The organism is Pantoea sp. XAF26B01_ASV70, assembly GCF_054512635.1.
Window position 1 is genome coordinate 2,782,377 of the sequence record NZ_CM137251.1, and the last position, 19,532, is coordinate 2,801,908.

The window sequence follows — 19,532 nt, forward strand, 5'->3', positions numbered from 1 at the left end:
GTTTACCTGTCAGACCCTTAGCGCTCCAGCCTTAAAACAGGCTAAACTTGGCGTCACATCTTGCGGAATGCAAAAGGAAAAGAAGATCATGCGCACCGTTTTAAATATTCTTAATTTTGTTCTGGGCGGTTTTTTCACCACCCTGAGCTGGCTGTTTGCCACGTTAATCAGCATCGTGCTGATTTTTACCCTGCCGCTGACCCGCTCCTGCTGGGAAATCACCAAACTCTCGCTGCTGCCGTTTGGCAACGAGGCGGTGCATGTTGATGTGCTGCGTCCGGAAAGTAAGAGTCATATTCTGAATACCGGCGGCACCTTTCTGAATATCTTCTGGCTGATTTTCTTCGGCTGGTGGCTCTGCCTTTCGCATATCTCCGTGGGGATTGTGCAGTGCATCAGTATCATCGGTATTCCGGTAGGGATTGCGAACTTTAAGATCGCCGCTATCGCGCTCTGGCCGGTTGGCCGTCGGGTGGTGTCGGTGGAAGAGGCGCGTGCCGCGCGCGAAGCCAATGTCCGCCGCTACTAATATGATGTCGGATGCCGTGCCAGGCTGGCGCAAATATCTGTTTAACAGTACGTGGCGCTATCTGCTGCGGATCCTGTTTGCACTGAGTGGCTGCGCCGCCATTCCCTGGTGGCTGCATCAGATTGAGTGGACGATCCCTCTGACCCTGGGAGTGGTCGCTGCTGCGCTGGCCGATCTTGATGATCGCCTGGCCGGTCGCCTGAAGAATCTGCTGATTACCCTGCTCTGCTTCTGCATCGCCTCGGTTTCAGTCGAGTTACTGTTTCCCTATCCGTTCGCCTTTATTATCGGGCTGGCAATCTCGACCTGGGGCTTTATTCTGCTGGGCGCCCTTGGCCAGCGCTACGCGACTATCGCCTTTGGTGCTCTGCTGATTGCGGTCTATACCATGCTCGGCATCGGACTGTTCAGCCAGTGGTATATGCAGCCGATGCTGCTGCTGGTCGGCGCGTTGTGGTACAACCTGCTGACATTACTGGGCCATCTGATGTTTCCGGTCCGGCCGGTGCAGGAGCAACTGGCCGGAAGTTTTTCACAACTGGCGCGTTACCTTGATGCCAAAGCGAATCTTTTCGATCCCGACGCGGGCGATCAGGATGATGCCGCGTTTATCGATGCGGCGATGGTCAACAGCCAGTTAGTGGCGCAACTTAATCTGACCAAGACCACACTGCAGAGTCGTCTGCGCGGCGATCGCGGGTCGCGCGGCACCCGCCGTAGTCTGCACTACTACTTTGTGGCGCAGGATATTCATGAACGGGCCAGCTCTTCCCATCTGCAATATCATCTGCTGCGCGGCGACTGGCGCTACAACGAAATTCTGTTTCGCTTTCAGCGCCTGCTGAATATGCAGGCTCAGGCCTGTCGCCAGCTGGCACATTGCATTCTGATGCGTCAAAGGTGGGTGCATGACAGCCGTTTTGAGCGTGCATTTGAACGATTACAGAAAGCGATAGAACGTCTGGAGCAGCATGATCCCGACGCTACGCATACCCGTGCTCTTTTCTGGCTGCTGCGCAACCTGCGCGCCATCGACGCACAGCTTGCTTCGATCGAGTCAGAACAGACGCTGGCCGGTGAAGATCCTCAGCACAGTGACAATCTGCTGTCACGCGAAGGATTGAGTGGCTGGAGTGATATCCGGCTGCGCTTCAGCCGCCATCTCTCTCCCGCATCGGCGCTGTTCCGGCATGCGGTTCGCATGTCTGTGGTGCTCTGTATTGGATATGGTTTTATTCAGGTAACCGGGCTGGAGCGGGGATACTGGATTTTGCTGACCAGCCTGTTTGTCTGCCAGCCCAACTACAATGCAACGCAGCGACGACTGGCCTTGCGCATCGGCGGAACGCTGGCGGGGATTGCGATTGGTCTGCCCGTTTTATGGCTGGTGCCTTCGATTGAAGGTCAGTTAATCCTGATAGTGATCACGGGCGTACTGTTCTTCGCTTTCAGGCAGGTGCAATATGCACAGGCCACGCTGTTTATCACTCTGCTGGTGCTGCTCTGCTTTAACCTGCTGGGTGAAGGATTTGAAGTTGCCCTGCCGCGGGTAGTGGATACCCTACTGGGCTGTGGGCTGGCCTGGCTGGCTGTCGCGTTTATCTGGCCAGACTGGCGCTTTCGTCAGTTACCTGCCGTGGCAGAACGAACGCTGAAAGCGAATTGCCGCTATCTGGACGCGATCATGGAGCAATATCATCAGGGCAAAGATAACCGTCTCGCCTATCGCATTGCACGGCGTGATGCGCATAACGCGGATGCTGAACTGGCGTCAGTGGTCTCAAACATGAGCAGTGAAAGTCGCACCAGCCAAAAGCTGCGCGATTCGGCTTTTCAGCTGCTTTGCTCCAACCATTCGTTTCTGAGTTACATTTCTGCGCTGGGCGCTCACCGCGATAAAATTACCGCACCCGAACTGCTGACATTGCTGGATGATACGGTTTGCTATGTGGAGGATGTGCTGCAGACGGAAGTTGTCAGCGATGAGCACGTAGAAACGATGCGCCATCAACTGGCTCAGCGAATCAGCCAGCTGGCCGCAGATGCGGATACGCGTGCGCCGCTGGTGCTCCAGCAACTCGGTCTGCTGGTGGCATTAATGCCCGATGTGGCTCGCCTGCGCCGCACGCTAATCACTGATTAGCCTTCGCCGCTTCTGAGATTGGGGTTTGATAAAAGCGTGCGCTGGAACCACGCATTCAGCTCCGCCCGTGTCGCCTGCGGCAGCGCGGCGGCATGGTGGCCCGTGATCGCCCCCTGCAGCGCAAGTAACGTCTGGAACCCAACGTGCTGGTTGATCGCTTTAAGCTTCAGCCAGCACTGTTTAGCCCCCATCTGGTAGAGATGATTGACGCTCATGACGCCCGCCTCGTACAGCATCATCTCCATACGTACGCTGAGATTTGGCAGATCTTTTAACCGCGGTGAGGATTGTCGGTCCTGCAACTCCAGTTGCGCCGTTTCTAAAGAGGCAGCGGAGAGCGCCAGCAGATGGTCAGGGTCGCGCCACAACGCCTCATCGACCCGAAAGTAATTGAGACTCACCAGCTTGCCCCGCTTGCGAAAAATCAGGGGTTGCAGCGGACGATCTGTAAGGTATTCCCGCAAAGGTTCACTGGCACGCAGATAGAGTTCGTCTTTATTAATTAAGGCAAAAACCACACTTTCTACAGCCAGGGCATAGCCTCCGAACTGGGTGCGCGACTCTATTGTTCCTAATGGGGCCAGGCGCGCTCTGGAGCGCTCTACAACCGGATTCACCTTTTTCATTGCACCACCTCCATGTAAGAAATATATCGTAAATTACCTTGGGTATCAGGTAATTAGAAGATAAAAAAAAGCGTCAACGGGTTCAATGAATAAATAGCGTTTCAACTAATCTTGTCGCGATTTTGCGAGGCGTTTTCAGAAATTTGGGTTGATCTTTATCCAGGATGACAGTACTGTATATTCATACAGTCCACTGCTGGTGATTAACTTATGCGAACACAACATCCTAATAATGCACGCTATGCTCATCATTATGCGTCCACTTCCGTTCCGGCCTCTCAGGGCGGTGGAATTACTGAGTTACGCTACAGCGAACAGCCCGGTATGATGCAGATGTTACTGTTGCCATTATTGCAGCAGCTGAGTCAGCAATCGCGCTGGCAGTTGTGGTTAACACCGGCATATAAACTGAATCGCACCTGGCTGCAGGAATCAGGATTACCACTGGATAAAAGTATGCATATCGCCGATTCTGAACGTCTGAATGCGGTTGAAGCGATGGTTAAAGCATTGCGTACAGGAAATTACAGTGTCGTTCTGGCATGGATTCCTTACGATCTTGATGAAGATGAACGACGTCAACTTGAAAATGCGGCGGCAGAGGGTGAAGCGTTAGGATTGATTTTGCGTGCAAGCGGGACATCAGAAGCGCCTCTCAGACCGCAAACTGCGATAAAAATTCAGTCGGATTTGTTTCATTAAGTAAAAATCAGAAGTTTCCCAAGCTATTTTTCTTATCTGTCGCAGCTAAACCACTGATTCTGTTAGTTCGAGCGTTGACAATGGTTTAGCAAGTTTTTAGGGCTTTTTGCCGCGGCAATAAGACCAGCCTAATTGTTAGAAATTGTGTATAAATCGCTGTTTTTTTACATAAGCGCCTCACATCATACTTGTAAGTTTCCAATCTCGTTGTAGACTTTAGCTCGCCAGGGTGCTCAATAACCTCCGTTTTTTGCGGTAGAGTCATAAGCGAGCGTTTTGACCCGGCGAAGGATTTAAACCAAGAGCAACCTTTTTGCTCATTGCCTATTTGGATGATAACGAGGCGCAAAATGAAAAAGACAGCTATCGCAATTGCAGTGGCACTGGCTGGCTTCGCTACCGTAGCGCAGGCCGCTCCGAAAGATGACACCTGGTACACCGGTGCTAAACTGGGCTGGTCTCAGTATCACGACACTGGTTACTACGGTAACGGTTACGAAAACAATGACGGTCCAACTCATGAAAGCCAGCTGGGTGCAGGTGCATTCGTTGGTTACCAGGCAAATCCATACTTGGGCTTCGAGCTGGGCTATGACTGGCTGGGTCGCATGCCTAACAAAGGCAACGTGACTAACGGCGCATTCAAAGCACAGGGCGTTCAGCTGGCTGCTAAACTGAGCTACCCAATCTATGACGATCTGGACGTGTATACTCGTCTGGGCGGCATGGTATGGCGTGCAGACTCAACGCAGACTAACCCAACTACTGGCCGCATCAGCGACCACGACACCGGCGTATCTCCGCTGGCTGCTGTTGGTGTTGAATATGCGCTGACCAAAAACTGGGCTACCCGTCTGGATTACCAGTGGGTTAACAACATCGGTGATGCACAGACCGTTGGTACTCGTCCAGACAACGGCATGCTGAGCGTAGGCGTTTCATACCGCTTCGGTCAGGATGACGTCGCTGCTCCGGCGCCAGCTCCGGCTCCAGCACCAGCTCCAGTTGTTGAAACCAAGCGTTTCACTCTGAAGTCTGACGTTCTGTTCACCTTCAACAAATCTACCCTGAAGCCAGAAGGCCAGCAGGCTCTGGATCAGCTGTACAGCCAGCTGAGCTCAATGGATCCTAAAGATGGTTCCGTTGTCGTACTGGGCTTCACCGATCGCATCGGTTCAGAGCAGTACAACCAGAAACTGTCTGAGAAACGTGCTCAGTCAGTCGTAGATTACCTGGTATCTAAAGGTATTCCTTCTAACAAGATCTCTGCACGTGGCATGGGTGAATCTAACCCAGTTACCGGCAACACCTGTGACAGCGTGAAAGGCCGTAATGCCCTGATCGACTGCCTGGCGCCGGACCGTCGTGTAGAAATCGACGTTAAAGGTATCAAAGACGTTGTAACTCAGCCACAGGCTTAAGTTTATACGTAATAAAAAACCCCGCTAAGGCGGGGTTTTTTTATGCCGGTAATAAAACCGGACTGAGAGATGAAGGCTCTGATTGCCCTGCCCGTTTATTCGCTCTCTGAACCGGAGTTACCCAGAATCGCCTGCAAATCCTGCTTCAGGCTCGACATCTGAGTGGCATATTTCTCTTTACGTTCTGCATCTTCTATCAGCTGAACAATCGTTTCAGAGAGCGTGCAGCCGCGCCGCTGTGCCAGACCTGCCAGTCGCTGCCAGACCAGATACTCCAGGTCTATCGATTTTTTTCGCGTATGCTGATGTTCAGCGTTGAAATGGCGTTTTCGTCGGGCACGGATGGTCTGCTTCAGTCGGTTATCCAGATCAGCGTGAATATGTTCTGCGATCCATTCATTCACTGTAACCGGATTATTTTCCATTGCCAGCAGCTTATCCACTGCTGCCTGCGCCGCGCTTAACTCAAGGTGACGCGTGATCAGTTCACCTTCCCGATGTTTTTTCACCAGGTATTTCCACTTCCATCCACATTCAAGATTTTCGAGTTGCTGGTATTTCATCGGAATCTCATCGTGATCACGTAACGAACTAAGAATAACAGCTTTTTTCCCGGATGCAGCAACGAAAAACATGCTGTCACCATCACATCTTCAACAGGAAGTCTGCAGTGCTTAACAAGGGTGAATCCTGTATAATCTCGCTTTTCTTAAAACAGACAAATGCGATTATTTTGACCAGCACTCAACTTACGTGGCAGACCTTACAGCCAGATAGCGCGCAATACCAATCCGTTTTCTCCCGAATTGCTGATGAAGAAACTGATGCTCTGGCAACGGTACAGCCCCGGTTGCTGAATGCACTGGCGCATTTACACCATCAGACGCAGGGTTTCCCGTTACTGCTGGTTCGTAGCCAGGAGAATCGCGATTATCTGACATTCATTGCCCAGGCCGCAGAGCGGGTCATGGCCGACAGTACCACTCTATTCGGCGGTGATTACCATATCATGGCCGACAACGTCACGCTCCAGCCCCCCTCCGATCCTCAACGCCCGTTCACCAGTCAGGGTGGTATTCACTTTGCTGAATGGATTGAGATGGAGCAGTTGTTTGGCTGCGTGCGCCAGTATAAAGATCGCATCCAGCTGGAACCGGGCCTGATCCATCGTGCTAATGGCGGCACGCTGCTGCTTTCCCTGCGTAGCCTGATGACGCAGCCGATTCTCTGGTTGCGCCTGAAAAAGTGTATTGAGCAGGGTTATGTTGAGTGGACATCTCAGGATGAGCGCCGGCCGCTGCCAGTCTCGATTCCTCCCTTGCCCCTCAATCTGAAACTGGTCCTGTGTGGCGATCGGGAAGCGCTGGCAGAATTTCAGGAGCTGGATCCCGAAGCTCACGAAATGGCCATCTATACTGAATTTGAAGAGAATATTCAGATTCTGGATGAAGATGACATGCTTGCCTGGTGTCGCTGGAACATCGAACTGGCGCAACAGGCGGGTCTGCCCCAGCCGGAAGCGGACTTCTGGCCAGAACTGATTAAAGAAGGCGTCCGCTACAGCGGCGATCAGGAGACGCTGCCACTCTGCCCCCGCTGGCTACAACGCCAGATGCGCGAATCGGCCCTGATGGGCGATGAACTGAACGCTGAAGCGCTGCGTGATGCGCTGGAAGCGCGTTTGTGGCGCGAGAATTATCTCAATGAGCGGATGCGTGACGAGATCCTGCTGCGACAGATTCTGATTGAAACCGAAGGCGAAGTGGTTGGTCAGATTAATGGCCTGTCGGTCGTTGAATATCCTGGCCATCCCCGTGCCTGGGGCGATCCCTCGCGTATTACCTGCGTGGTACATCCCGGCGATGGTGAATTCATGGATATCGAGCGTAAAGCGGAGCTGGGCGGTAATATTCATGCCAAAGGCATGATGATTATGCAGGCTTACCTGATTGCCGAACTGGAACTCGATCAGCAACTGCCCTTCTCGGCCTCAATGGTCTTTGAGCAATCTTACTCCGAGGTGGATGGTGACAGTGCTTCACTGGCTGAACTCTGTGCCTTAATCAGCGCGCTGGCTAATCAGCCCATCAATCAGCAAATTGCGGTGACCGGCTCGGTTGATCAGTTTGGCAACGTACAACCGGTGGGCGGACTGAACGAGAAAATCGAAGGCTTCTTTGATATCTGCCATCAGCGAGAACTGACAGGTCAGCAGGGCGTGATTATTCCCGCCAGCAATGTCCGTCATCTCAGCCTCAGCCAGGCGGTTGTCAGTGCGGTTGAACAGGGTCATTTCCATATCTGGGCAATTGACCGTGCCGATGAAGCGCTACCGCTGCTGACCGGTAAAATCTGGAGTACCGAGGATGGCCTGGGCGACTGCCTGCTGAATACCATCCAGGAACGCATTAGCCTGTTCAACCAGCCGGACGGTCCGCAACGTCCCTGGGCGCTGCGCTGGCTTAACTGGTTCAACCACCGTTAATCCGATTTGCTCAGCGTACAACTGTTCGCTAATATTCATGATTCACTAAAACAAGGCTTATTGAAAACATGGTAGATAAACGCGAATCCTATACCAAAGAAGATCTGATTCTGTCAGGTCGTGGTGAACTGTTTGGCGAAAATGGTCCGCCGCTTCCATCCGGCAACATGCTGATGATGGACCGCGTGGTCAAAATGACCGAAGACGGCGGCAAATATGACAAAGGCTTTGTTGAAGCGGAGCTGGATATCAATCCTGATCTCTGGTTCTTCGGCTGTCACTTTATTGGCGATCCGGTGATGCCGGGTTGTCTGGGCCTTGATGCCATGTGGCAGCTGGTTGGTTTCTATCTGGGCTGGCTGGGCGGCGAAGGTAAAGGTCGTGCGCTGGGCGTGGGTGAAGTGAAATTCACCGGTCAGGTCCTGCCAGATGCGAAGAAAGTGACTTACCGCATTCACTTCAAACGCGTTATTAACCGCAAACTGGTTATGGGTGTGGCAGATGGTGAAGTGCTGGTTGACGGTAATCTGATCTATACCGCCAGCGATCTTAAAGTCGGCCTGTTTAAAGATACCGCCGCTTTCTAAGTGTTTCCCCCGGAAACAAAAACCTCCGCGCATGGCGGAGGTTATATTCCCTTTTCAGTGACATCCGGTTATGCAGCTACCGACCTGTCCTCCATGGCTTGTCGCCAACCTCCCAACCAGTGAGACTTAGCGTCAATCAACTGATACGGACACATCTCTTTTGAGCGTCCAGTAATGCCTGCCTGATAACCACGTGAATGGGCGCGTTCGAGGCGGTCTCGTTTCTGTCTCTTCATACTCCGTGTCCCTCATGTAAGGTCTGTGGAATCTGGTGGAAAGAAAAGTGGTGAATTAATGTTCAACCACCCTTATGTTCTACCTCCTGCGCACCCAAAGATCAATGCCCAATCTTCATGCCAGTGTCATAAATGTGACCTTAATCGGTAAAAATAATGACGTTCTGTGATGCATGCGACAACACTATCTTTCTGATTAAGCTAATAAAAAAGCCCCTGACCCCTGTCGAAAAAGCACGACAATCGGTCAGGGGCTTAGCTTATTTATTCACATCAATCTTAATTTAACGCAACCACACTATTGGCAATCTTCTGTGCTGTCTGTTGCCAGCCCGCCGCCAGCGTTCTGACCATCGCATCGTAGCCATCTTCGGTCTGCGGCAGTACCAGGTTAAACGCCTGTTTGGTCAGCCGGCCCTGATGTTCCAGCGTCCATTCGCCACTGACGACTGCTTTGCCATCATAGCGTCCCTGAAAGCCTGTCACGGTCACATTCAGCGTATCGTGCTGCGCGCCTAAAGGTGAACCGGCTACCAGCCGGCCTGGCAGCGCCTTGCTCAGGTTAGTGATCAATGTCTGCTGCAACTGCTGATCGAGCGGGCTGGCCCAGAGATTATTCGCGGCGATAACGTATTTGACATCGCTGGTCTGATAAACCAGTCCGTTGCCTGCCAGATAGTCCGGCACCGTCACCTGCTGCACCCATAACATCGGTTGCGCTTCATTCAGCTGGCTGCTGCTGACCTGCATGGAAGCCGCCCCGGAGGGCAGCTGATACCAGGTATTGTCAACGCTGCTACTGCACGCACTCAACACCAGCGCGGCACAAAGTATCAATCCTTTATTCACTGTTTCGCCCTCTTCGGCTGGGGATCCTGTCCCGGTTTTGCCTCAAATACCAGCGCATTGCTCTTGGTGTTAAGCGTTCTTAACACCGGCTGGAGTTCACGCAGAACCTTATCCAGGCGCTGCATATCCCCCACCAGCTTGCTGTAGGCTGGTGAACCTGGCTGCAGGCCTTTCATGCTGCGGTTCAGCTCGCGCAATGTCTGCTGCAGGTCTTCCGGCAGGGTTTTCATAGCCGGACTGGCGGTGACTTTGTTGATGTTGTCGATGGTGCGCTGCAGATCACGCATCGTTTTCTGGCTCTCTTTCAGCGTGCCTGTCGCTTCATTGACCATACCGTTCAGTGGCAGACTGTTGATCTTATCCAGCGCCGCCATCAGCTTCTGCTGAATCTGACTCAGGCCACCGCTGACCGTTGGGATAACTTCATAGCCAGAGACTTTCTGCGGCCCTTTATAAGGCGGTGCATTGTCATAGAAGTCGAGATCGACATAGAGCGCACCCGACAACAGGCTACCGGTTTTCAGCGTCGCACGCAGGCCACGTTTTTTACCATCCTGCAGATGCTGTTGCAGATCGAAGTTCTCACCCAGTCGGCTGATAAAGCGATCCGGCTCGATGCGAATCAGCACCGGCACGCGGTAATCATTGTTCAGCGCCTGGTCCAGACCGGCTTTCATCAATGGCGCTTCTGAGACGGTACCTAGGCGAATGCCGCGGAATTCAACCGGCGCACCCGCCTGCAGACCACGGATGGAGTCGGTGAAGAACATCAGGTAATCAATATGGTTGGTGTAGAGCGAGTCCTGAATGCTGCGCTGATCGTCAAACAGATGATAATCAGACTTATTCTGCGCAGGCTGACCCAGCTCCCAGCCATCCGGCACGTCAAAACTGACGCCGCCGCTGAACAGTGTGGTCAGCGATCCCATTTCCACCCGCATTCCTGAAGCGGACATATCCACGGCGATGCCGCTGTCCTTCCAGAAGCGCACGTTGGTTGTAATCAGGCGATCGTAAGGCGCAGCGACGAACAGCTGATAGGTCATCATGCGTTTTTCGGTATCGAAAACACTGGTCTCGACCGTACCGACGCGATAGCCGCGGAACAGGACCGGATCCCCCGGATTGAGCTGACCCGCTTTCTTGCTGTCCAGCACGATGCGAATCCCTTTGGCATCCGGTGGCGCTAACGGCGGCGCATCCAGCAGCTTAAACTGCTCGGGTGCCTGGCTTTTAGTGCCCGGCTGTAATTCGATATAGGCACCGGATAACAGAGTACCGAGACCGCTGATCCCTTCGCGACCCACCTGCGGTTTCACCACCCAGAAAACGCTGTCGCTGTGCAGCAGTTTTTCCATGCCTGAATTCAGGCGCGCTTTGATTTCCACATGGTGGAGATCGTCGCTTAACACCGCGCTTTCCACCACACCGACATCCACACTGCGGCTTTTAATCGTGGTTTTACCCGCAACAATGCCTTCGGCGTTTTCGGTGATGAGGGTGACTTCCGGCCCCTGATGGCTGAAGTGATAAAAGAGGATCCATCCGCCGATTAACAGCGTAACGATGGGGACAATCCAGACCGGCGACCAGCGCTTAATCTGTTCCACCTTTGCATGGCCGTGATTAGTTTCCGTCAAGGCGCGACTCCTTCATATTGTTTTCGCGTACACGATCCCAGGTTAATCGCGGGTCAAAGGTCATGGCAGCAATCATGGTGATAATCACCACCATTGCAAACAATACTGCCCCCCACGCGGGATAAACATTCATTAATTGCCCCATGCGCACCAGCGCAGAGAGCACGGCAATAACAAACACGTCAATCATTGACCAGCGGCCAACAAATTCGACCACTTCATAAATTTTGTGCATCCTGTGGCTGTCACGCTGTCCGCGTCCGCTGGCATCCCAGCAAAGCCAGCCAATCGCCAGCATTTTCAGCGTAGGCACCATGATACTGGCGATAAAGATCACCAGCGCCACCGGATAGGAGCCATCACCCCACAGCACAATCACCCCCGCCATGATATTGGAGGGATAGGCAGTGCCGAGGGTTTCCGTCACCATGATCGGCAACAGGTTGGCCGGGATATAAAGCAGTATTGAGGTGAACAACAGCGCCAGCGTCCACTGCAGGCTGTGCTTACGCCGTGCCTCAGCCGTGACGCCGCAGCGGGGACACTTATGCTCTGCTTCCGGCAGAATGGCCGTACAGCAGGGACAGGAGCGCAGACCCTGCTCTAAACCACTGATGCCCACTTCGGGCGGATGGGGCAGCGCAGGCCGGGGTGACAGACTGTCCCACAAGCCACGTCGATCAACGCACTGAAAGGCCCGCAACTGCAGCAGACAGAACAGAACCCATGGCCAGAAGCTGGTCTCCAGGCCGATCTCGCCATAGGCCATCAGCTTGACGAAACTGACCAGCACGCCCGCCATAAAGATTTCTGCCATGCCCCAGTTACGCAGCTGAAACAGAATACGTGCCAGACCAGTTTTGAGTCCAGTCGGCAACGGGACCCGATTGACCAGAAGGATAATGGTGATCATGCAGAAGGCCGGAACCGCCTGCACAAAGAGAAGGAACAGCGTCGCCAGACTGCTGTAATCTTCCGTCACCATCACCTGAGGGATCTGCGCCAGGGTGATCTGGCTGGTCAGCCCGGCCACCTTCATTGAGACAAAAGGAAACAGATTCGCCAGCAGCAGCATAAACAGCGCTGCCAGCGCATAGCCCGTTGGCCGTTTACGCGGTTCGTGCCAGTTGGCCGTCAGGGAGGTGTGGCAGCGCGGGCATGACGCACGGCTGCCAACGGGAATGTCCGGCAGCTTAATCATTAAATCGCATTGTGGACAGAGCATCCACGCGTTACTTTTCACTGCTGAACACATCCGTTAGCCCTGCCCTACGCGCCGTTTTTCAGTGACTCTAGCTCTTCCCAGCGCGCAAAAGCGGTTTCCAGCTCCTGCTCAGTCTGAGCCAGATTATCCAGCACCGGTTGCGTCTGATCGTGTGCCTGACTGAAGAAGTCGGGATGACTCATCTTCGCCTGCAGTTCTCCGATACGCGCTTCCAGCTGCTCCAGTTTTTGCGGCAGCTGTTCCAGCTCACGCGCCAGATTGTAGCTGAGTTTATTCACGCTACGCTTCGCATCACCCTTCTCTGCTGCAGGCTTAGAGGCGTTACCCGTCGCTTTCGCCGGTGCTGCCGCCTTGTGCTGCCGGTAGGCGGCGCGCTGCTGCTGAGCATCGTGATAACCGCCAACAAAGGTACCAATCTCACCATTGCCTTCAAAAATCCAGCACTCGGTAACGGTATTATCGACGAACTGACGATCGTGGCTCACCAGTAAGACGGTACCCTGATAGCCATCAATCAGCTCTTCCAGCAGTTCCAGCGTTTCGACGTCAAGGTCGTTAGTCGGTTCATCCAGAATCATCAGGTTGCTGGGACGCAGGAACAGGCGCGCCAGCAGCAGACGGTTTCGTTCACCGCCCGAAAGGGCGCGCACCGGCGTCATGGCACGTTTTGGATGGAACAGGAAGTCCTGCAGATAGCCCAGTACGTGGCGCGGTTTGCCGTTGACCAGTACTTCCTGCTTGCCTTCGGCCAGGTTGTCCATCACGGTGCGATCCGGATCCAGTTCAGCGCGATGCTGGTCAAAGTAGGCTACTTCCAGCTTGGTACCGGAATGCACACGACCATGGTCAGCTTTCAGCTGCTGCAGCATCAGGCGCAGTAAGGTAGTTTTCCCGCAGCCATTTGGTCCGATCAGCGCAATTTTGTCGCCACGCTGCACCTGGGTTGAGAAGTCCTTCACCAGCACTTTGCCATCGACCGCGTAGTCGACATTTTCCAGCTCAAAGACAATCTTGCCGGAACGGGACGCTTCGCCCACCTGCATGTTGGCTTTGCCCATCACTTCGCGGCGTTCTGAATGTTCACGACGCAGCGCTTTCAGCGCACGCACACGGCCTTCGTTGCGGGTACGGCGAGCTTTGATGCCCTGACGGATCCACACCTCTTCCTGCGCCAGTTTGCGGTCGAATTCGGCGTTCTGCATCTCTTCAACGCGCAACGCTTCCTCTTTGCCTTCCAGATAGAGATCGTAGTTGCCTGGCCAGGAGACCAGCTTGCCACGGTCCAGATCGACAATGCGCGTCGCCATGTTGCGGATAAACGAACGGTCATGGGAAATAAAGATGATGCTGCCGGTGAAGTTCTTCAGGAACGTTTCCAGCCAGTCGATGGTTTCGATATCGAGGTGGTTGGTTGGCTCATCCAGCATCAGGACGCGCGGGTTACTCACCAGCGCACGGCCCAGCGCCGCTTTACGCAGCCAGCCGCCCGAGAGCGACGACAGCTCGGTATCGGGCTGCAGACCAATCTGCTCCAGCACGTCATGGATGCGGCTCTCCAGCTGCCACAGATTCTGGTGGTCGAGAATGCTCTGCAGACGCGCCATCTCATTGAGATTTTTATCGCTGGGATCTTCCATCACCACATGGGAAATGGCGTGATAGGCTTTCAGATGCTCAGCCTGCTCTTCAACGCCCTCGGCCACGAAGTCATACACCGAACCGGTAATATTGCGCGGCGGATCCTGTTGCAGACGCGCCACGACCAGATCGGTTTCATAAATAATGCGGCCATCATCCAGTGGCTGTTCGCCATTGATGATTTTCATCAGCGTGGATTTACCCGCACCGTTACGGCCCACCAGACAGACGCGTTCGTTCTCTTCGATGTGCAGTTCGGTGTTGTCTAACAGCGGCGCATCGCTGAAGGAGAGATAAGCGCCGTGGATACTGATTAATGACATGTAAGCTTATTCCTTACCGGCGTGAGTGATCAGCCAGCAGTTGTGAATTTGACGGTTACGCGCGAAGTCCTGCGACTGCGTTTTCTGGGTAATATCCTGCGCCTGCAGGCCCAGTGATTTCAGGCCATCCATGTCCATTTTGAAACCGCGTTTGTTATTGGAGAACATGATGGTGCCGCCGCGACGCAGCAGGCGCTTCAGGTTACGCATCAGCATCATATGATCGCGCTGAACGTCGAAGCTCTCTTCCATACGTTTTGAGTTGGAGAACGTTGGCGGATCGATAAAGATCAGGTCAAAGTTCTCGTCACTCTCATTCAGCCAGCTCAGGCAGTCCGCCTGCATCAGACGATGCTGACGCCCGGTCAGTCCGTTGAGACGCAGGTTGCGCTCCGCCCACTCCAGATAGGTACGCGACATATCTACCGTAGTGGTTGAACGCGCGCCACCCAGACCGGCATGCACACTGGCGGTACCGGTATAGGCAAACAGGTTCAGGAAATCTTTGCCCTGACTCATCTGGCCCAGCATTTTACGGGCAATGCGGTGATCGAGGAACAGGCCGGTATCGAGATAGTCGGTCAGATTCACCCAGAAACGCGCATTAAACTCTTTAACTTCGAAATAGTCGCCCTTCTCGCTGAGCTTCTGATACTGCGCTTTGCCTTTCTGGCGTTCACGCGTTTTCATAATCAGACGGTCGGCAGGCAGTTGCAGCACGCTCAGCGTCGCGCTGATGACATCGAACAGACGCTGACGCGCTTTATCAGGATCGATGGTTTTCGGTGGCGCGTACTCCTGGATAATCACCCAGTCGCCATAGCGATCGACAGCAACGTTGTAGTCTGGCAGATCGGCATCGTAAATACGGTAGCATTCAATGCCTTCCTGACGCGCCCACTTCTCCAGTTTCTTCACGTTTTTACGCAGTCGGTTAGCGTAATCTTCCGCAATCTGTCCGGCGCTTTCATGACTGTTAACCGCCAGTTTATAGTTTTTCTGCACGCAATCCAGCGGACCGTTCTTCGCTTTAAACTGGCGATCGGCACGCAGCTGCAGGCAGCTCAGCAGTTCTGGCGAGGCGCTGAACAGCGACAGGTTCCAGCCGCCAAAATGCTGCTTCATCAGACGTCCGAGCTGGCTGTGCAGCGCAATCAGGGCTGGTTCGCTCTCCAGACGTTCACCGTAAGGAGGATTACTCAGCACCGTACCGTGAACCGCCGGGTCAACCGGATTAGTCAGCTTCAGCAGATCCTGCTGGCCGAAGGTGAAAAGTTCAAAGACGCCAGCACGGCGGGCATTCGCCTGCGCCCACTCCAGCACCCGACCATTATTGTCGTAGCCAAAGAAGCGCGCCTGAGTGGCAGCCGTACCAGTGCGGGCACGGTTCTGCGCCTCAGTTTTAACCTCCTGCCACAACGCAGCGTTAAACTGGCTCCAGGCGGTGAAGCCCCAGTGCTTGCGCAGCAGGCCTGGCGCACGATCGCAGGCAATCAGTGCGGCTTCAATCAGCAGCGTACCGGAACCACACATCGGATCGATCAGCGGTGTCGTCGGCTCCCAGCCAGAACGCAGCACGATGGCCGCCGCCAGGGTCTCTTTTAACGGCGCCTGACCGGTCTGCTGGCGATAACCACGCTGATGCAGCGAGCTGCCGCTGAGATCCAGCGCAATGCTGGCGCGATCGTCATTCAGCCAGACGTTGACACGGATATCTGCCTGCTCACGATCGACGTTGGGTCGTTCGAGGTTCTGACGGGTAAAGCTGTCCACGATGGCATCTTTAACTTTCAGCGCACCAAACTGGCTGTTACGAATCGAATCGTTGGTGCCGCTGAAATGCACAACAAAGGTTTTGTCGCTGCCGAACATCGTCGGCCAGTCCACGCTCTGCACACCCAGATAGAGATCGAGATCGCTGTAGACGCCAAACTCTCCCAGCGGCAACAGGATGCGTGATGCTAAACGACTCCACATCAGGCTTTGGTACATAGTGCGATCGTCGGCTTCGTAGTGAACGCCTCCCTGCACCACTTGCAAATCCTGCGCGCCCAGCGCGTCCAGCTCACTTTTTAACAGCTCTTCGAGCCCACGCGCCGTGCTGGCAAACAGAGAATTCATATCGTCACTTTTTAACTCTTGAGAAAATTGTCGCGCATTATAGCGAATCGGAGACCTATGTCATAAAGTTAGCTTCTTTTGTGCTGCGCGTCGGGTTCAAGGAGAACACCATGATCACGCTTTCCCGCTTATTTATTCATCCTGTGAAGTCGATGCGGGGATTAGCGCTGTCACACGCGCTGGTCACTGACAGCGGACTGGCATTTGATCGTCTGTTTATGGTGACCGAACCTGATGGCACCTTTATTACCGCGCGTCAGCACCCGGAGATGGTGCGCTTCACGCCCGCGATTTTACCGGATGGCCTGCTGCTGACGGCCCCGGATGGCAGTCACTCCCTGATCCGCTTCAGCGATTTCGATGAGCAGGATCACCCCACCGAAGTCTGGGGAAATCATTTCACCGCGCGCATAGCGCCGCATGCGATTAACCAATGGCTGAGCCAGTTCTTCCCGCGTGAGGTTCAGTTGCGCTGGGTCGGGCCACAACCCAGCCGCCGGGTAAAAGCGTTTAATCATATTCCGCTGAGCTTTGCCGACGGCTTTCCGTTTTTGCTGATCAACAACGCGTCGCTGCATGATCTGCAACAGCGCTGCCCGGCCAGCGTCCGCGCCGAACAGTTTCGTCCGAATCTGGTCGTCAGCGGCGCTGCCGCATGGGATGAAGACAGCTGGGCGGAGATTCAGATTGGCGACGTGATATTCGAGGTGCCTAAGCCATGCAGTCGCTGCGTGCTCACCACTGTCAGCACCGAAACCGGCGTTAAGCATCCTGCCGGTCATCCGCTCGCCACGCTGCAGACGTTCCGCACCGCCCTGGATGGCAGCGGGGATATTGATTTCGGTCTGAACTTAGTAGCGCGCAACAGTGGGGTGGTGCGCGCTGGTGATGAGATGATTGTTCTGAAACGTCATGCACCGCGCAGCTATGGTGCCGGTGAAGTGGTCGAAACACTGAAACCAAAGCAGCAGGCGCCTGATGCCGTGACTATCACGTTTCAGGGTCAGACGTTCACCGGGGATAATCAGCAGGTATTACTGGATCAGCTGGAGATGCAGGGCTTCCGGATCCCCTACTCCTGTCGGGCGGGACTGTGCGGCAGTTGCAAGCTGAGTCTGGTCGCGGGTGAGGTTAAGGCGCTTAAACAGAGCGCCCTGCGTCAGGACGGCACGCTGTTGAGCTGCAGCTGTATTCCGGCTGGCGATGTAGAACTAAGGTAGTCAGACTGCGCGGGCGTAGCGCGGCGCGACATCCTGATACAGGGGCTGCAGGCGATCGTTCATCACCTTGATGGCATCGCCGAGCACCATGTTTTTTCCGGCCAGCGTCAATCCCGGCTGCGCCAGCAGGCAGAGTGCCGCGTTATCGCCACTCTCAACCACCAGCAGTCGTGCCTGCGTTCCCTCGTCTGCCAGCGTAACCTGTACCATTTCACCGGGACGGGGCTGCATTGCCGGGGCATAAGAGGCGAAATGCCAGCTTTTCGGCATCAGTGGCTTGAGGAAGCGTGCAGCGACCAGCGCATTTAACACCAGTTCGGCGCGATGGCTGCCACTGAGTTTGCACTGACGGCAGGTCTCTTCAAAGGTGTAATAAAGGGCGGCGTCATCGACACAAAAACCCGATTCAGTGAAGGCATCCGGCGTGAGCATCTTGCGGGAATAACGGGAACGGAAAAGCATACCGTCTGCCAGGTCGAGCATCATTCGGTCGTGGCTGCTGTCAAAATACCAACGCCAGTTATCATCGGGTTTAATTTTCATCGTGTGCCCTGTATTTACCGCTGCGCCAAAAATCACGCAGAATTCAGCGAAAAAAGAAACATAAGGAAAAGCTGAAAAAGCGTGCAACAGGACAAAATATAAACGAGCCGAGGGGATAAATAAACCCCCCGGCCAATGATTGTGAGAATTGTCTTAGAGATGGGTGACGATATCTTTAATTAAGCCTGGCCCCTGATAAATAAAGCCTGAATAAATCTGAACCAGTGTTGCCCCGGCGGCGATTTTTTCACGCGCTGCCGTCAGAGAATCGATCCCGCCTACGCCAATAATCGGCAACCGTCCCTGCAGTTCCTGAGAGAGGCGCTGTATCACCGCCGTGCTGCGCGACTGCACTGGCCGTCCACTTAACCCACCCGCTTCCTCAGCATGCTTAAGACCGCTCACCAGCGAACGATCGAGCGTGGTATTGCTGGCAATCACGCCATCAATCTGATGACGAATTAAACTGTCCGCGACCTGAATTAACTCTTCTTCAGAGAGATCGGGCGCAATTTTTACGGCCAGCGGAACATATTTCAGATGACGCTGTTCCAGCTCTTTTTGTTTCTGTTTGATGGAAGAAAGCAGATCATCCAGCGCCTCGCCATATTGCAGCGAACGTAAACCTGGGGTGTTAGGTGAGGAAATATTGATGGCGATATAACCGGCGTGGGCATAAACCTTTTCCATGCAGATGAGATAATCATCTTTGCCCTGCTCGACCGGCGTATCTTTATTTTTACCGATATTGATCCCCAGCACGCCGTTAAAGCGCGCTTTCTTCACGTTTTCAACCAGGTGATCAACACCCAGATTATTAAACCCCATCCGATTGATAATTCCGCCCGCTTCCACCAGACGAAACATGCGTGGCTTATCGTTCCCCGCCTGGGCGCGCGGCGTAACGGTGCCGACTTCAACAAAGCCAAAGCCCATCGCCGCAAACGCATCAATGCACTCTGCGTTCTTATCCAGACCCGCCGCCAGGCCCAGGGCATTCTTAAAGGTCAGTCCCATACAGGTGACCGGACGCGACGGCAGATTCTGGCGATAAAACATCTCCAGTGGGGTGCCGTTCATAAAACGCAGTTGCTGAAAAGTGAGTTCGTGTGCGCGTTCGGGATCAAGTTTAAACAGCGCCGGTCGGACGATAGGATAAAACATGCACTCTCCTGAAGGACGGAAGCGATCGTGAAAGTCGGTGCACGGGAAATTGTGCGCCAGAATGGTAAAGTGCTCTGGCG

Annotated in this window: 17 protein-coding genes; 7 read left to right on the forward strand and 10 right to left on the reverse strand. The window is 54.1% G+C overall.

Annotated features, from left to right (window positions below; all coding sequences use genetic code 11):
* Positions 1-88: 88 nt before the first annotated feature.
* The gene (locus tag ACX8ZY_RS13170) at positions 89-529 is read left to right on the forward strand and encodes a YccF domain-containing protein (RefSeq protein WP_010255036.1); all 441 of its coding nucleotides are present in this window, start codon (positions 89-91) and stop codon (positions 527-529) included.
* Complete coding sequence (gene yccS, locus ACX8ZY_RS13175; RefSeq protein WP_022625924.1) at positions 513-2,672, forward strand: YccS family putative transporter; 2,160 nt, start codon at positions 513-515, stop codon at positions 2,670-2,672. The genes ACX8ZY_RS13170 and yccS overlap by 17 nt, the downstream gene beginning before the upstream one ends.
* On the opposite strand, the gene ACX8ZY_RS13180 is transcribed toward yccS, so the two are convergent.
* Positions 2,669-3,298: a TfoX/Sxy family DNA transformation protein gene (locus ACX8ZY_RS13180; RefSeq protein WP_022625925.1), complete on the reverse strand. Its 630-nt coding sequence runs from the start codon at positions 3,296-3,298 to the stop codon at positions 2,669-2,671. The genes yccS and ACX8ZY_RS13180 overlap by 4 nt on opposite strands.
* Before the next feature lie 210 nt (positions 3,299-3,508).
* Here ACX8ZY_RS13180 and sulA point away from each other — a divergent pair, with 210 nt between their 5' ends.
* Both sulA and ompA read left to right on the forward strand, forming a co-directional pair.
* A complete protein-coding gene (gene sulA, locus ACX8ZY_RS13185) occupies positions 3,509-4,000 on the forward strand; it encodes an SOS-induced cell division inhibitor SulA (protein WP_064690094.1) in 492 nt (163 codons plus the stop codon).
* Between the two features lie 350 nt (positions 4,001-4,350).
* A complete protein-coding gene (gene ompA / locus ACX8ZY_RS13190; protein WP_010255028.1) occupies positions 4,351-5,421 on the forward strand; it encodes a porin OmpA in 1,071 nt (356 codons plus the stop codon).
* 95 nt (positions 5,422-5,516) lie between these two features.
* Here ompA and matP read toward each other — a convergent pair whose 3' ends face one another.
* Complete coding sequence (gene matP / locus ACX8ZY_RS13195) at positions 5,517-5,984, reverse strand: macrodomain Ter protein MatP (protein WP_138919647.1); 468 nt, start codon at positions 5,982-5,984, stop codon at positions 5,517-5,519.
* Positions 5,985-6,037: 53 nt separating this feature from the next.
* Here matP and ACX8ZY_RS13200 point away from each other — a divergent pair, with 53 nt between their 5' ends.
* Positions 6,038-7,906, forward strand: coding sequence for an AAA family ATPase (locus ACX8ZY_RS13200; protein WP_022625927.1), 1,869 nt, complete (start codon positions 6,038-6,040; stop codon positions 7,904-7,906).
* Between the two features lie 68 nt (positions 7,907-7,974).
* Positions 7,975-8,493, forward strand: coding sequence for a bifunctional 3-hydroxydecanoyl-ACP dehydratase/trans-2-decenoyl-ACP isomerase (gene fabA, locus ACX8ZY_RS13205; protein WP_009091047.1), 519 nt, complete (start codon positions 7,975-7,977; stop codon positions 8,491-8,493).
* 68 nt (positions 8,494-8,561) lie between these two features.
* On the opposite strand, the gene rmf is transcribed toward fabA, so the two are convergent.
* The 6 genes from rmf to rlmKL all read right to left on the reverse strand — a co-directional run bounded on the left by rmf (position 8,562) and on the right by rlmKL (position 16,525).
* Positions 8,562-8,729 (reverse strand): ribosome modulation factor, encoded by a 168-nt coding sequence (gene rmf, locus ACX8ZY_RS13210; protein WP_008925875.1) that lies wholly within the window; start codon positions 8,727-8,729, stop codon positions 8,562-8,564.
* Between the two features lie 279 nt (positions 8,730-9,008).
* Positions 9,009-9,578 (reverse strand): membrane integrity-associated transporter subunit PqiC, encoded by a 570-nt coding sequence (gene pqiC / locus ACX8ZY_RS13215; RefSeq protein ID WP_022625928.1) that lies wholly within the window; start codon positions 9,576-9,578, stop codon positions 9,009-9,011.
* A complete protein-coding gene (pqiB, locus tag ACX8ZY_RS13220) occupies positions 9,575-11,218 on the reverse strand; it encodes an intermembrane transport protein PqiB (protein WP_061704146.1) in 1,644 nt (547 codons plus the stop codon). The genes pqiC and pqiB overlap by 4 nt, the downstream gene beginning before the upstream one ends.
* Complete coding sequence (gene pqiA, locus ACX8ZY_RS13225; protein ID WP_010669781.1) at positions 11,205-12,473, reverse strand: membrane integrity-associated transporter subunit PqiA; 1,269 nt, start codon at positions 12,471-12,473, stop codon at positions 11,205-11,207. Before pqiA ends, pqiB begins: the two co-directional genes overlap by 14 nt.
* A gap of 14 nt (positions 12,474-12,487) precedes the next feature.
* Positions 12,488-14,404 carry an ABC transporter ATP-binding protein gene (locus tag ACX8ZY_RS13230; protein ID WP_031592840.1) on the reverse strand — a complete coding sequence of 639 codons (1,917 nt, stop codon included), beginning with the start codon at positions 14,402-14,404 and terminating at the stop codon, positions 12,488-12,490.
* Positions 14,405-14,410: 6 nt separating this feature from the next.
* Positions 14,411-16,525, reverse strand: coding sequence for a bifunctional 23S rRNA (guanine(2069)-N(7))-methyltransferase RlmK/23S rRNA (guanine(2445)-N(2))-methyltransferase RlmL (rlmKL, locus tag ACX8ZY_RS13235; RefSeq protein ID WP_010669780.1), 2,115 nt, complete (start codon positions 16,523-16,525; stop codon positions 14,411-14,413).
* 110 nt (positions 16,526-16,635) lie between these two features.
* Between rlmKL and ACX8ZY_RS13240 the strand changes: the two genes are divergently transcribed.
* Positions 16,636-17,745 carry a YcbX family protein gene (locus ACX8ZY_RS13240; RefSeq protein WP_163762872.1) on the forward strand — a complete coding sequence of 370 codons (1,110 nt, stop codon included), beginning with the start codon at positions 16,636-16,638 and terminating at the stop codon, positions 17,743-17,745.
* Here the strand turns inward: ACX8ZY_RS13240 and ACX8ZY_RS13245 are convergent, their stop codons facing one another.
* Together ACX8ZY_RS13245 and pyrD are read right to left on the reverse strand one after the other, a co-directional pair.
* The gene (locus ACX8ZY_RS13245; RefSeq protein ID WP_010669778.1) at positions 17,746-18,288 is read right to left on the reverse strand and encodes a cell division protein ZapC; all 543 of its coding nucleotides are present in this window, start codon (positions 18,286-18,288) and stop codon (positions 17,746-17,748) included.
* Between the two features lie 153 nt (positions 18,289-18,441).
* Complete coding sequence (gene pyrD / locus ACX8ZY_RS13250) at positions 18,442-19,452, reverse strand: quinone-dependent dihydroorotate dehydrogenase (RefSeq protein WP_010255000.1); 1,011 nt, start codon at positions 19,450-19,452, stop codon at positions 18,442-18,444.
* Positions 19,453-19,532: the final 80 nt, after the last annotated feature.